General features: G+C 57.9%; 12 protein-coding genes. 8 read left to right on the top strand and 4 right to left on the bottom strand.

Annotated features, from left to right (window positions below):
* The first annotated feature begins 132 nt into the window (after nt 1–132).
* Nucleotides 133–3,006: an aminomethyl-transferring glycine dehydrogenase gene (gcvP, locus tag WFN61_RS07300; RefSeq protein WP_337038430.1), complete on the top strand. Its 2,874-nt coding sequence runs from the start codon at nt 133–135 to the stop codon at nt 3,004–3,006.
* A 70-nt stretch (nt 3,007–3,076) separates the two neighbouring features.
* Nucleotides 3,077–3,820, top strand: a complete 744-nt coding sequence (locus tag WFN61_RS07295; protein WP_337038428.1) for an SDR family oxidoreductase — start codon at nt 3,077–3,079, stop codon at nt 3,818–3,820.
* 18 nt (nt 3,821–3,838) lie between these two features.
* Here WFN61_RS07295 and WFN61_RS07290 read toward each other — a convergent pair whose 3' ends face one another.
* Together WFN61_RS07290 and WFN61_RS07285 are read right to left on the bottom strand one after the other, a co-directional pair.
* Nucleotides 3,839–5,272: a 6-phospho-beta-glucosidase gene (locus WFN61_RS07290; protein ID WP_312273196.1), complete on the bottom strand. Its 1,434-nt coding sequence runs from the start codon at nt 5,270–5,272 to the stop codon at nt 3,839–3,841.
* A 128-nt stretch (nt 5,273–5,400) separates the two neighbouring features.
* Entirely contained in the window at nt 5,401–6,129 is a 729-nt protein-coding gene (locus WFN61_RS07285; protein WP_144816820.1) for a MurR/RpiR family transcriptional regulator, read from the bottom strand.
* 290 nt (nt 6,130–6,419) lie between these two features.
* Here WFN61_RS07285 and trhA point away from each other — a divergent pair, with 290 nt between their 5' ends.
* Nucleotides 6,420–7,079: a PAQR family membrane homeostasis protein TrhA gene (gene trhA / locus WFN61_RS07280; RefSeq protein ID WP_144816076.1), complete on the top strand. Its 660-nt coding sequence runs from the start codon at nt 6,420–6,422 to the stop codon at nt 7,077–7,079.
* A gap of 81 nt (nt 7,080–7,160) precedes the next feature.
* Here the strand turns inward: trhA and ygfZ are convergent, their stop codons facing one another.
* The gene (ygfZ, locus tag WFN61_RS07275; RefSeq protein WP_337038426.1) at nt 7,161–8,141 is read right to left on the bottom strand and encodes a tRNA-modifying protein YgfZ; all 981 of its coding nucleotides are present in this window, start codon (nt 8,139–8,141) and stop codon (nt 7,161–7,163) included.
* Nucleotides 8,142–8,403: 262 nt separating this feature from the next.
* On the opposite strand from ygfZ, the gene sdhE reads away from it, so the two are divergent.
* Nucleotides 8,404–8,670 (top strand): FAD assembly factor SdhE, encoded by a 267-nt coding sequence (gene sdhE / locus WFN61_RS07270; RefSeq protein WP_042388033.1) that lies wholly within the window; start codon nt 8,404–8,406, stop codon nt 8,668–8,670.
* Nucleotides 8,651–9,067 (top strand): protein YgfX, encoded by a 417-nt coding sequence (locus WFN61_RS07265; RefSeq protein ID WP_144816072.1) that lies wholly within the window; start codon nt 8,651–8,653, stop codon nt 9,065–9,067. Before sdhE ends, WFN61_RS07265 begins: the two co-directional genes overlap by 20 nt.
* A 6-nt stretch (nt 9,068–9,073) precedes the next feature.
* Here the strand turns inward: WFN61_RS07265 and fldB are convergent, their stop codons facing one another.
* On the bottom strand, nt 9,074–9,595 hold the full coding sequence (fldB, locus tag WFN61_RS07260) for a flavodoxin FldB (protein ID WP_042388029.1): 522 nt from the start codon (nt 9,593–9,595) through the stop codon (nt 9,074–9,076).
* A 100-nt stretch (nt 9,596–9,695) separates the two neighbouring features.
* On the opposite strand from fldB, the gene xerD reads away from it, so the two are divergent.
* Genes xerD through recJ form a run of 3 tightly spaced genes read left to right on the top strand, consistent with a single transcriptional unit; the run spans nt 9,696 to nt 13,064 of the window.
* Entirely contained in the window at nt 9,696–10,592 is an 897-nt protein-coding gene (gene xerD, locus WFN61_RS07255; RefSeq protein ID WP_042388027.1) for a site-specific tyrosine recombinase XerD, read from the top strand.
* Nucleotides 10,593–10,614: 22 nt separating this feature from the next.
* A complete protein-coding gene (gene dsbC, locus WFN61_RS07250; RefSeq protein ID WP_042388024.1) occupies nt 10,615–11,325 on the top strand; it encodes a bifunctional protein-disulfide isomerase/oxidoreductase DsbC in 711 nt (236 codons plus the stop codon).
* Nucleotides 11,326–11,330: 5 nt separating this feature from the next.
* A complete protein-coding gene (gene recJ, locus WFN61_RS07245; RefSeq protein WP_312174577.1) occupies nt 11,331–13,064 on the top strand; it encodes a single-stranded-DNA-specific exonuclease RecJ in 1,734 nt (577 codons plus the stop codon).
* Nucleotides 13,065–13,136 lie beyond the last annotated feature (72 nt).

Raw genomic sequence — 13,136 nt, 5'->3', positions numbered from 1 at the left:
GCTCACCCCAGTCACTTACTTATGTAAGCTCCTGAGGATTCACTGCGTCGCCGCCTTCCTGCAACGCGAATTATTTTGCGTATGTGAGAAAGAACAACCACGATTCACCGCACGTTTCAGGAACCATCGCTCATGACCCAGACTTTAAGCCAGCTTGAACACCGCGACGCTTTTATCGATCGCCACATCGGGCCGGACGCTGCTCAGCAGCAAGAGATGCTGAAAACCGTTGGCGCAGATTCACTTAACGCCCTGATTGGCCAGATTGTCCCGCAAGACATTCAGCTGGCAACGCCGCCGCAGATTGGCGAAGCGACCACGGAGTTTGCCGCGCTGGCCGAGCTGAAAGCCATCGCCGCGCGCAACAAGCGCTTTAAGTCTTACATCGGCATGGGCTACACCGCCGTGCAGCTGCCGCCGGTGATCCTGCGCAATATGCTGGAAAACCCGGGCTGGTACACCGCCTATACCCCTTATCAGCCGGAAGTCTCTCAGGGCCGCCTTGAGGCACTGCTCAACTTCCAGCAGGTCACGCTGGATCTCACCGGTCTCGATATCGCCTCCGCGTCGCTGCTTGATGAAGCAACCGCAGGAGCCGAAGCGATGGCTATGGCCAAACGCGTGAGCAAGCTGAAAGGGGCAAACCGCTTCTTTGTCGCCGCCGATGTGCATCCGCAGACCCTGGACGTGGTGCGCACCCGCGCGGAAACCTTCGGCTTTGAGATTGTGGTCGACGACGCCGACAAGGCGCTGGATCATCAGGATCTCTTCGGCGTGCTGCTTCAGCAGGTAGGCACTACAGGTGAAGTGCATGACTACAGCGCGCTGATTAGCGAGCTGAAAGCACGCAAGGTTGTTGTAAGCGTCGCGGCAGACTTTATGGCGCTGGTGCTGCTGACCGCACCAGGCAAGCAGGGGGCGGATATCGTCTTCGGCTCTGCCCAGCGCTTCGGCGTGCCGATGGGCTACGGCGGCCCGCACGCGGCCTTCTTTGCTGCCAAAGATGAATTCAAACGCTCCATGCCAGGCCGTATTATCGGCGTATCGAAAGACGCTGCCGGTAACACCGCGCTGCGCATGGCGATGCAGACTCGCGAGCAGCATATTCGTCGCGAGAAAGCGAACTCCAACATCTGTACCTCGCAGGTGCTGCTGGCGAATATCGCCAGCCTCTACGCCGTATTCCACGGCCCGGTTGGGCTGAAGCGCATTGCGGGTCGTATCCACCGCCTGGCCGATATCCTCGCCACCGGCCTGCAGCAGAAAGGGTTGAAGCTGCGCCATGCGCACTTCTTTGACACCCTCTGCGTTGAAATTGCCGATAAAGCGGCGGTGCTGACGCGTGCCGAAGCGGCAGAGATCAACCTGCGCAGCGACATCCATAACGCCGTGGGCATTACGCTTGATGAAACCACCACCCGCGAAGACGTGGCGACGCTGTTTGACGTCATTGTCGGCGATGGTCATGGTCTCAATATCGATGCGCTGGACAAAGAAGTGGCTCACGACAGCCGCTCAATTCAGCCGGGTATGCTGCGTGATGATGCTATTCTGAGCCATCCGGTATTCAACCGCTACCATAGCGAAACCGAGATGATGCGCTACATGCACTCGCTGGAGCGTAAGGATCTGGCCCTGAACCAGGCGATGATCCCGCTTGGCTCCTGCACCATGAAGCTGAACGCCGCCGCAGAGATGATCCCTATCACCTGGCCTGAGTTCTCCGAGCTGCATCCGTTCTGTCCGGCAGACCAGGCGGAAGGGTATCATCAGATGATCAACCAGCTCTCTGAGTGGCTGGTGAAGCTGACCGGCTACGACGCCCTCTGCATGCAGCCGAACTCCGGCGCGCAGGGCGAGTACGCGGGCCTGCTGGCGATCCGCCACTACCATGAGAGCCGCAACGACGGCCATCGCGATATCTGCCTGATCCCCAGCTCCGCCCACGGCACCAACCCGGCGTCGGCGCAGATGGCCGGCATGCAGGTGGTGGTGGTTGCCTGTGATAAAAACGGTAACATCGACCTGGCCGATCTGCGTGTCAAGGCCGAGCAGGCGGGGGATAACCTCTCCTGCATCATGGTGACCTATCCGTCTACCCACGGGGTTTATGAAGAGACGATCCGCGAGGTGTGCGAAATCGTCCATCAGTACGGCGGTCAGGTCTACCTCGACGGCGCGAACATGAACGCTCAGGTAGGGATCACCTCCCCTGGCTTTATCGGCGCGGACGTGTCGCACCTCAACCTGCATAAAACCTTCTGTATTCCGCACGGCGGCGGCGGTCCGGGCATGGGGCCTATCGGCGTGAAAGCGCACCTGGCACCGTTTGTACCAGGCCACAGCGTAGTACAGATTGAAGGGATGCTGACCCGTCAGGGCGCGGTCTCTGCCGCCCCGTTCGGCAGCGCCTCTATTCTGCCAATCAGCTGGATGTATATCCGCATGATGGGCGCAGAAGGGCTGAAGAAAGCCAGCCAGGTGGCGATCCTCAATGCTAACTACATTGCTACCCGCCTGCAGTCGGCTTTCCCGGTACTCTATACCGGTCGCGATGGTCGCGTAGCGCACGAGTGCATTCTGGATATTCGTCCGCTGAAAGAGCAGAGCGGCATTAGCGAGCTGGATATCGCCAAGCGTCTAATCGACTACGGCTTCCACGCGCCAACCATGTCCTTCCCGGTGGCGGGTACGCTGATGGTGGAACCAACGGAGTCCGAAAGCAAAGCCGAGCTGGACCGCTTTATTGATGCGATGCTGTCTATCCGCATGGAGATCGGTCGCGTGCAGGACGGCGAGTGGACGCTAGAGGACAACCCGTTGGTTAACGCTCCGCATATTCAGCACGAGCTGGTAGCGGAATGGAACCACGCCTACAGCCGCGAGCTGGCGGTCTTCCCGGCAGGGGCAGCGAACAAGTACTGGCCGACCGTGAAGCGTCTTGATGACGTCTACGGTGACCGCAACCTGTTCTGCTCCTGCGTGCCGATGAGCGAATACCAGTAATAGTGTTGGTGTAGTAACGTAAGCCGGGTAAGGCGAAGCCGCTACCCGGCTTTTTTATTGGGAGAATGGAATGGGTATTGCACTGGTAACCGGCGCAAGCCGGGGCATTGGCAGGGCCACGGCGCTGGAGCTGGCGCGTGAAGGCTACGGCGTGGCGGTTAACTATCATCACAACGTGGATGCGGCAACCGAGGTGGTGAACACGATTGTCGCTGCGGGCGGTAGGGCTTTCGCGGTACAGGCAGATATCAGCGATGAAGCGCAGGTGCTGGCGATGTTCGCTCGTCTCGACGAGGAGAACGAGCCGCTGACCGCGCTGGTCAATAACGCAGGCATTTTGTTTGAGCAATCGACCATCGAAAACCTGTCGGCCGAACGCATCAACCGCGTGCTGGCTACCAACGTGACGGGCTACTTTCTCTGCTGTCGCGAAGCGGTAAAGCGCATGTCGTTTAAACATGGCGGCAAGGGTGGGGCGATAGTGAATGTCTCCTCCGCGGCTTCACGCCTCGGCGCGCCGGGTGAATATGTGGATTACGCGGCTTCCAAAGGGGCGGTGGATTCGCTGACCACCGGTTTATCACTCGAGGTGGCGGCGCAGGGCATTCGCGTCAACTGCGTACGCCCTGGCCTGATTTATACCGACATTCACGCCTCTGGCGGCGAGCCGGGACGCGTGGATCGGATCAAGTCCATGCTGCCGATGCAGCGCGGCGGTCAGCCGGAAGAGGTGGCGCAGGCGATAGTCTGGCTGCTGAGCGAGAAGGCATCGTACGTGACGTGCAGTTTTATTGAGTTAGCGGGCGGCAAGTAGCCGCCCGGCAATGCGTAGTTACAGGTTCTCACCGTTGCTGGCGATCACGGCTTTGTACCACTCAAAGCTCTTCTTACGGGAGCGGGACATATCCCCGGTACCGTCGTCATGCTTGTTCACATAGATAAAGCCATAGCGTTTGCTGTACTGGCCGGTAGTGAAGGAGACGCAGTCGATGCAGCCCCACGGGGTGTAGCCCATCAGATCGACGCCGTCGTAGGTCACGGCTTTGATCATCTCTTCCACGTGGGCGCGCAGGTAATCAATGCGGTAGTCGTCATTGATGCTGCCATCCTCTTCCACTTTATCGTACGCGCCAAAGCCGTTTTCCACGATAAACAGCGGCTTCTGGTAGCGCTCGTACAGCTCGCACAGAGCATAGCGCAGGCCGACCGGGTCAATCTGCCAGCCCCAGTCAGAGGCTTTAACGTGCGGGTTTGGCACGCTGCCTTCAAAGCCAGAGATCGCGTCACCGCTGCCGCCTTCCGCTTTCACCGCGTTGGTCATGTAGTAGCTGAAGCCGAGATAGGCGCAGGTACCCTCGCGCAGGATCTGCTCGTCGTTGGCTTCCATTTTGATATCAAAGCCGCGACGTTCCCACTCGTTCAGAACGTAGGAGGGGTAGTAGCCGCGCAGCTGCACGTCGGTAAAGACCCAGCGCTCGCGCATTGACTCCTGAGCATACATGACGTCTTCTGGCTTACAGGAGAACGGATAGAGCGGCACCATGGCCAGCATGCAGCCAACCTGCATCTCAGGATTGATCTCCCGCGCGGCCTTCACTGCCAGCGCGCTGGCAACGAACTGGTGGTGCAGCACCTGGTACATGGTCTCTTCCGGATTTTCATGCTCGGTATAGACCACGCCGGAGCAGCAGTAGCCAAACAGCGGCGCGCGCCAGTTACGCTGGTTGTTGATCTCGTTAAAGGTCATCCAGTATTTGACCTTGCTCTTATAGCGCTCGAAGACCACTTCGGCGAAGCGCACAAAGAAATCTACTACTTTACGGTTGGTCCAGCCGCCGTAGGCCTGTACCAGATGCAGGGGCATCTCAAAGTGGGAGAGGGTGATCACCGGCTCGATATTATATTTCAGCAGCTCATCGAACATATCGTCATAGAACTTCAGACCCTCTTCGTTCGGCGTCTGCTCGTCGCCGTTTGGGAAGATACGGGTCCAGGCGATAGAGGTACGGAAACACTTAAAGCCCATCTCGGCAAACAGCTTGATGTCTTCTTTGTAGTGGCTGTAGAACTCAATGGCTTCGTGGTTGGGATAGTATTTGCCGGGCACAACGTCCTGGGTGATCTCACGCGGTACGCCGTGCGCGCCGCCGGTCAGCACGTCGCAGATGCTCGGGCCTTTACCGCCTTTGTTCCAGCCGCCTTCAACTTGATGCGCAGCGACCGCGCCGCCCCATAAAAAGTCTTTTGGTAAGGTGATCTTTTTCATGCTTATTTATCCCGCTGTAACCGACAGAAAATAGGTTTACGCCGAGTCTAGCAAAGCCCAATCGAAAGTCACGATATAACACGTTGCCGCCTCGGTAATATGTTACAGAGAAAAAACAGCCTGTTTTTTTAGGCTAATTTTTTCGCCAGCTTGCGGCCCAGGGTTTCAAGAATATAGATCACGGGAATTTGGGTGGTCAGATCGTAGCCCCCTGAAATGCGCGTCTGGGGAATATGCCAGGAGAGATTAAAATCTGCCAGCTTAGCCAGCGCCGAGTGCTCGTGGCTGGTAATCGACATCACCTTACAGCGATGCAGGCTGAACTGGCTGGCGAAGCGCAGGATCTCCTCTGTCTCGCCGGAGACGGAGAGGACAATTGCCAGCGCATTTTTCGCCATATCGTTGGTGACGGGAAAATAGGGGTCGTCAACGTGATTGCTGAATTTACCCACGTTAGAAAAGAAACGTGCGCCATATTTTGCTAACGATCCGGAGGTGCCGACGCCGACAAATATAATTCGTTCAGAAGCTAAAATAATATCGGTTGCCTGATCCAGCAGGCGGTCGAATTCATCGTTATTGACGCTTTTAAAAAAGCTAATAATTTCGCTGGCACCAAAATTAGCGGGCTGCGGTTCGCTTTGTGCTAAATATAATTTAAAGCGCACGCGAAACTCTGAGTAGCCTTCGCACTCCAGCTTGCGGCAGAAGCGGAGAACAGTAGTGGTAGAGACGCCTGCGGCATCGGCCAGCTCGCGAATGGTCATGTACATCACCTTGTCGCGATTTTTAATGACCACGTTGTAGACCATCATCTCAAGGTTGTTGAGGCTGGCAACAGCGGAGTGGTTAAACAGGGTCACGAGGCTTCCTTTTTCAGATGGTTATCTGCACGGTGCGGCACCTCTCTATGCTGCCACATTTTGCCCGAAACGGGAAACGGCGGCGCGGCGCGGTCTGCTCTGAAAACCGGAACAGCTGTAGCCTGAGCGAAGCGTGAGTTTATTGCATTTTTTTGACGATAATATTTATTTTAGCTAACAGGTGTGCACTGGAATCATTCTCAGTTACTCTATACTGGTTATCATTCAGGCAGCTATCGGCTACTGAGTGACCCGGCGCAAGCCTCGGTTTTCTGGAGTAAGCTATGGTTGATAAACCATTAAAAAAACAGGGATATTCACTGGCTGAGGAGATAGCCAACAGCATAAGTCACGGTATTGGGCTGATATTCGGTGTGGTGGGACTGGTACTCTTACTGATGCAAGCAATGGATAATCATGCCAGCCCACTGGCCATTACCAGCTACAGCCTTTACGGTGGCAGCATGATCCTGCTGTTTCTGGCCTCAACGCTCTATCACGCTATTCCCCATCCGCGCGCAAAGCCGTGGCTAAAAAAATTCGACCACTGTGCTATCTATCTGCTGATAGCCGGTACCTATACGCCTTTTTTACTGGTAGGGCTGGATTCACCTCTTGCACGCGGCCTGATGGTTGTTATCTGGAGTCTGGCGCTGCTCGGGATCCTGTTCAAATTAACCATTGCTCACCGTTTTAAGGTGCTCTCGCTCGTGACCTACCTGGCGATGGGTTGGCTGTCGCTGGTGGTGATCTATGAGCTGGCCGTCAGACTCTCTGCTGGCGGGCTCATATTGCTGGCTGCGGGGGGCATTGTCTACTCGCTGGGGGTGATCTTCTACGTGTGCAGACGCATCCCTTACAACCACGCGATCTGGCACGGCTTTGTGCTGGGCGGCAGCCTGTGCCACTTCCTCGCCATCTACTTCTACGTTGGCCAGGCTTGAATTTTGCCTGGCGGCGCAAGGCTTGCCGGGCCTACAAAACCGTAGGCCGGGTAAGGCGAAGCCGCCACCCGGCGCACCAACTCACTCTTCTAACGAATAGGGCAGCGGCTCGATGCTGAGCGTATTGGCATCGTCGCGCACGCGGAAGACGCTGTCCGGCTCCATATCGTTGTTCATCACTGCCTGTACCAGCAGGCGGCCATCATCAAGCTGTACCGCCGCCAGGATTGTCCCGGTGCGACGCCAGTTTTCACCCATCTTCAGCTCAAGATCTTCTCCCGCCTCCGGCAGGCGGCTCGCTTTGCCCGCCAGATACCACAGGGCGCGCTTGTTGGCACCGCGGAACTTCGCCCGGGCGACCATCTCCTGGCCGGTATAGCACCCTTTCTTAAAGCTGATGCCACCGAGCGCCTGCAGGTTGGTGGCCTGAGGGATGAACTGGGCGCTGTTGGCGGCGTCGATCACCGGCAGGCCCGCTTCAATGTTCAGCGCCAGCCACTGCTGGCTGTTGTTCAGCTGCGCTTCACCGCGTAGCTTCTCGCTAAGCAGCTCCGCCGTGGCCACGTCAGTGACCAGCAGGAAACGCTCTGCCGGGTGCGTGAACCACAGAATAGAGGTCGCCCCCTCCTGTACGACCTGCTTTTCAGCGTCGGGCAGGGTGGTAAATACATTCGCCAGCGCGGCGCGGGCCTGAAAACCGGCCACGCCCAGCAGCACGTGCTCGTCATCCGGCACGATAGTGACCTTAGAGAAGACCGCGTATTTTTTTAACTCGGTCAGCTGAGCATCACGGATGCTGCGGCGCTCAATCAAGGCAAAGCCGCCGTCGCGGCGAAACAGGCGCAGGTTGCTCCACATTTTGCCTTTGGCATCGCAGTGCGCCGCCAGCAGATGCTGGTGCTCGGTCAGAGCGGCAACGTCAGCGGTGACCTGGCCCTGCAGATACTTTTCGCTATCTGCGCCGGTCAGGGTTGCCAGCGCCCAATCGTCGAGCGTCATAAGCGTCAGCGGCAGACGCGCAGAGGCGGAAGGCTGGCGCGGAGGAAAAGGAGTAAAGGCCATAATAGTGTCCTGGTTTGCTTAACGCTGTTAGATGCTTAATGGTAAAAGAGCCGCCGACCAATGCAAGCGGTAAAAGCATACGATTTGTGCTCACTTCACCGGGATGCGTAGCGCTACGCAATAAAATGCAAAACGTACGTCCGGGATGTTTTATGTTGGAAGCACCCTTCCTAATTATCAACTTTCCAGTAAAGGATGAACAAAAAACACGATACACTGTCTGCACTATCGATACTTATATAGCGTAATGCAGGGAGAAGACATGGACATAAATAATAAAGCCCGCATCCATTGGGCCTGCCGCCGGGGAATGCGCGAGCTGGATATCTCCATCATGCCTTTTTTTGAACACGAGTACGATACGCTGAGCGATGACGACAAACGGCTCTTCGTTCGCCTGCTGGAAAGTGACGATCCGGATCTGTTTAACTGGTTAATGAATCACGGTGAACCTGCCGACACGGAGTTGCAGAGAATGGTGCAGTTAATTCAGACACGGAATCGGGAACGTGGTCCTGTGGCAATCTGATCTACGCGTCTCGTGGCGCGCTCAGTGGCTCTCTCTTCTGCTTCACGGCCTGGTGGCGGCAATAATCCTGCTGGCTCCCTGGCCGCTGCGCTATACGCCGCTGTGGCTGATACTGCTGTCGCTGGTGGTGTTTGACTGCGTACGCAGCCAGCGGCGCATAAATGCTTGCCACGGTGAAATCAAGCTGCTGATGGATTCCCGGCTGCGCTGGCAGGACGCGGAGTGGGATATTATCGGCACGCCCTGGATGCTGACCAGCGGCATGATGCTGCGCCTGCGTAAAAAGCAGGGCGGACGCGTGCATCACCTGTGGTTGGCGTCGGACAGTATGGATGAACGTGAGTGGCGAGACCTGCGCCGGATGCTGCTACAGCAGCCAGCGACAGGGGAGCACTGACAAAACTCAGGCGAACTGCTCGGCCATTTCGCTGAGGATCTGTTCGCACCAGCTCTGGATGCGCTCTTCGCTCTGATCGTACTGGTTGGTTTCATCCAGCGCCAGGCCAACGAAGAGCTGACCATCGGCAATCACCGGCTTAGGGCTGGTAAACTCATAGCCCTCTGTCGGCCAGTAGCCAACAAAGGTGACGGCTTTGGCGGCCAGCTTGTCGTGCAGCATGCCGAGCGCGTCAAGGAACCACTCGCCGTAGCCGAGCTGATCGCCCATGCCGTACAGTGCAATGATTTTACCGTCAAGGTTGAGGCCGTCGAGCTGGTCCCAAACGGCTTCCCAGTCCTCCTGAAGCTCGCCAAAATCCCAGGTGGGAATGCCGAGGATGAGGACATCGTACTGCTCCATTAAGGAGACAGCGTCGTCTTTCAGGTTATGTAGCGTAACCAGTTCCGGGCCGATAACGTCGCGGATCTTCTCCGCCGCCATTTCGGTGTAGCAGGTACTGGAACCATAGAAAAGACCAATGTTCATAGCGTAAACGTCTCAATTCCTGATGGGGCTTTACGCACAGTGTACCAGAATCAGTGGGCAATCAGGCATAATGGAGAGCCGCAGACCCCAAGAGGCTCAAATGGATCAGGATCTCGCACGCATAGAACAGTTTCTTGATGCGCTCTGGCTGGAGCGTAATCTGGCGGAGAATACGCTAAGCGCCTACCGCCGCGATCTCAGCATGGTGGCGGAGTGGCTGCACCATCGCGGTCTCTCGTTACAGAGCGCGCAAAGCGACGACCTGCAGGCGCTGCTGGCGGAGCGCATTGAAGGCGGATATAAAGCTACCAGCTCTGCGCGCCTGCTGAGCGCCATACGGCGACTCTTTCAGCATCTGTACCGCGAGAAGCTGCGCCCGGACGATCCCAGCGCGCTGCTGGCGTCGCCTAAGCTGCCGCAGCGGCTGCCAAAAGATCTCAGTGAAGCCCAGGTTGAACGCCTGCTGCAGGCTCCACTGGTGGATCAGCCGCTGGAGCTGCGCGATAAGGCCATGCTGGAGGTGCTCTATGCCACCGGCCTGCGCGTTTCAGAGCTGGTAGGGCTGACCATGAGCGATATCAGCCTGCGTCAGGGCGTCGTGCGGGTTATTGGTAAAGGTAATAAAGAGCGTCTGGTGCCGCTGGGAGAAGAGGCCGTCTACTGGCTGGAGAACTATCTTGAGCATGGGCGGCCGTGGTTGCTGAACGGCACCTCAATCGATACGCTCTTCCCAAGCCAGCGCGCCCAGCAGATGACCCGGCAGACCTTTTGGCACCGGATCAAGCACTATGCTCTGCTGGCGGGCATTGACAGTGAAAAGCTTTCGCCGCACGTTTTGCGCCACGCGTTTGCCACGCATCTGTTAAACCACGGCGCTGACCTGCGCGTGGTGCAGATGCTGCTTGGACACAGCGATCTCTCTACGACCCAGATCTACACCCATGTGGCCACAGAGCGCTTGCGACAACTTCATCAACAGCATCACCCCCGGGCATGATGCTGAACAGTTAAGGACGGTTATGAAAAAGAGTTTAATGATGTTTACCCTGCTGGCGGCAACGCTCTCCGGGATGGCCCACGCTGATGACGCGGCCATCAAACAGTCGCTGGCGAAGCTGGGCGTACAGAGCACCGAGATCCAGCCTGCGCCAGTGAGCGGCATGAAAACCGTTATGACCAACAGCGGCGTGCTCTACGTCACCGACGACGGTAAGCATATTATTCAGGGGCCGATGTACGACGTCAGCGGTGCGCAGCCGGTTAACGTCACTAACCAGATGCTGATGACCCATCTCAACGCGCTGGAAAAAGAGATGATTGTCTACAAGGCCGCACAGGAGAAGCACGTCATTACCGTGTTTACCGATATCACCTGTGGCTACTGTCATAAACTGCATGAAGAGATGGCGGACTATAACGCGCTGGGCATCACCGTGCGCTACCTGGCCTTCCCGCGCCAGGGTATCCAGAGCGATGCGGCAAAAGATATGAAGTCGGTCTGGTGTGCGAAAGATCGTAACAAGGCTTTCGACAATGCGATGAACGGCAAAGGCGTGCAGCCAGCCAGCTGCGATATCGACATTGCTAACCACTATGCGCTGGGCGTGCAGTTTGGCGTTAGCGGCACCCCGGCTATTGTCCTGAGCAACGGCTATGTCGTGCCGGGCTATCAGGGCCCGCAGGAGCTGAAGGCGTTCCTCGACCAGCAGAAATCTATGAGCGGTAAATAATTTACGTGAAACATCAGAGACAACTTCGCCGCCGAACAGTGGATGAGGCGGCGGATCTACCGGCGAACCTGCCCCCGCTGCTGCGGCGCTTATATGCCAGCCGCGGCGTCAGTTCGGCCGGGGAGCTGGAGCGCAGCGTCAGAGGGATGCTCCCATGGCAGCAGCTCAGCGGCATCGATAAAGCCGTGGCGCTGCTCTATCGCGCCCTGCAAGAGGAGCTGCGCATTGTCGTCGTCGGCGATTTTGACGCCGACGGTGCCACCAGTACCGCCCTTAGCGTGCTGGCCCTGCGTGCGCTGGGCTGTGGGAACGTCACCTGTCTGGTACCGAACCGCTTCGACGACGGCTACGGGCTAAGCCCGGAGGTGGTTGATCAGGCGCATGCCCGCGGTGCGCAGATGATCCTGACCGTGGATAACGGTATCTCCTCCCATACCGGCGTCGATCGCGCCCATGAGCTGGGGATCCCGGTGCTGGTGACCGATCACCACCTACCAGGAGAGACGCTGCCGGACGCCGAGGCGATTGTTAACCCGAACCTGCGCGACTGCACCTTCCCGTCGAAGTCGCTGGCAGGGGTAGGGGTTGCATTCTATTTGATGCTGGCCCTGCGCGCCCATCTGCGTGACCAGGGCTGGTTTGCCGCCCGTGGTCTGGCCGAGCCTAACCTGGCGGAGCTGCTGGATCTCGTTGCCCTTGGCACAGTGGCCGACGTGGTGCCGCTGGATGCCAACAACCGTATTTTGACCTGGCAGGGGCTGAGCCGCATTCGTGCGGGCAAGTGCCGTCCGGGTATTAAAGCGCTGCTGGAGATCGCCAACCGCGATCCTCAGAAGCTGGCGGCCAGCGATCTCGGTTTTGCCCTTGGTCCCCGGCTTAACGCCGCCGGGCGGCTCGACGATATGTCGGTGGGCGTGGCGCTGCTGCTCTGCGACAACGTCGGTGAAGCCCGGGTGTTGGCCAGCGAGCTGGACGCCCTCAACCAGACGCGTAAAGAGATTGAGCAGGGGATGCAGGCCGAGGCGCTGGCGCTGTGCGAGAAGCTGGAGCGCAGCAGCGAGACGCTGCCCGGCGGACTGGCGATGTATCACCCTGAGTGGCACCAGGGCGTGGTCGGTATTCTCGCCTCGCGCATCAAAGAGCGCTTCCACCGCCCGGTCATAGCCTTCGCCCCGGCGGGGGACGGTCTGCTGAAAGGCTCCGGCCGTTCGATCCAGGGCCTGCATATGCGCGACGCCCTTGAGCGTCTCGATACGCTCTATCCGGGCATGATGCTGAAGTTCGGTGGTCACGCTATGGCGGCGGGGCTGTCGCTGGAGGCATCGCGCTTTGAGGAGTTTCAGCAGCGCTTTGGCGATTTGGTTACCGAGTGGCTGGATCCTTCCCTGTTACAGGGGGAGGTCGTCTCGGACGGCCCGCTTTCCCCTGCGGAAATGACGCTGGAAGTTGCAGAGATGCTGCGCGACGCCGGGCCGTGGGGACAGATGTTCCCGGAGCCGCTGTTCGATGGGCGTTTTCGCCTGTTGCAGCAGCGTATCGTCGGCGAGCGCCACCTGAAGGTCATGGTTGAACCGGTCGGCGGTGGCCCGCTGCTGGACGGCATCGCCTTTAACGTCGATACCACTATCTGGCCGGATAACGGCGTGCGTGAAGTGAGCCTTGCCTATAAACTTGATGTTAACGAGTTCCGAGGCAACCGCAGCGTGCAGCTGATCATCGACGATATCTGGCCGATTTAGCATCACTTTCACTGTAAAAAAGGGCGCGAATCCGCTAAGATCCCGCCCTTATAACCGCATTTTGACAAGCGC

It is taken from the genome of Pseudescherichia sp. AS216 (assembly GCF_037152055.1).
Classification (GTDB): Bacteria; Pseudomonadota; Gammaproteobacteria; order Enterobacterales; family Enterobacteriaceae; genus Pseudescherichia.
The sequence above is the reverse complement of the archived record's forward strand: the minus strand, read 5'-3'. Positions and strand labels throughout refer to the sequence as shown.

What these genes read in the sequence shown, in the direction of transcription:
- gcvP (WP_337038430.1), top strand. Translation starts at nt 133, where the DNA reads ATGACCCAGACTTTAAGCCAGCTTGAACACCGCGACGCTTTTATCGAT.
- WFN61_RS07295 (WP_337038428.1), top strand. Translation starts at nt 3,077, where the DNA reads ATGGGTATTGCACTGGTAACCGGCGCAAGCCGGGGCATTGGCAGGGCC.
- WFN61_RS07290 (WP_312273196.1), bottom strand. Translation starts at nt 5,272, where the DNA reads ATGAAAAAGATCACCTTACCAAAAGACTTTTTATGGGGCGGCGCGGTC.
- trhA (WP_144816076.1), top strand. Translation starts at nt 6,420, where the DNA reads ATGGTTGATAAACCATTAAAAAAACAGGGATATTCACTGGCTGAGGAG.
- ygfZ (WP_337038426.1), bottom strand. Translation starts at nt 8,141, where the DNA reads ATGGCCTTTACTCCTTTTCCTCCGCGCCAGCCTTCCGCCTCTGCGCGT.
- sdhE (WP_042388033.1), top strand. Translation starts at nt 8,404, where the DNA reads ATGGACATAAATAATAAAGCCCGCATCCATTGGGCCTGCCGCCGGGGA.
- fldB (WP_042388029.1), bottom strand. Translation starts at nt 9,595, where the DNA reads ATGAACATTGGTCTTTTCTATGGTTCCAGTACCTGCTACACCGAAATG.
- xerD (WP_042388027.1), top strand. Translation starts at nt 9,696, where the DNA reads ATGGATCAGGATCTCGCACGCATAGAACAGTTTCTTGATGCGCTCTGG.
- dsbC (WP_042388024.1), top strand. Translation starts at nt 10,615, where the DNA reads ATGAAAAAGAGTTTAATGATGTTTACCCTGCTGGCGGCAACGCTCTCC.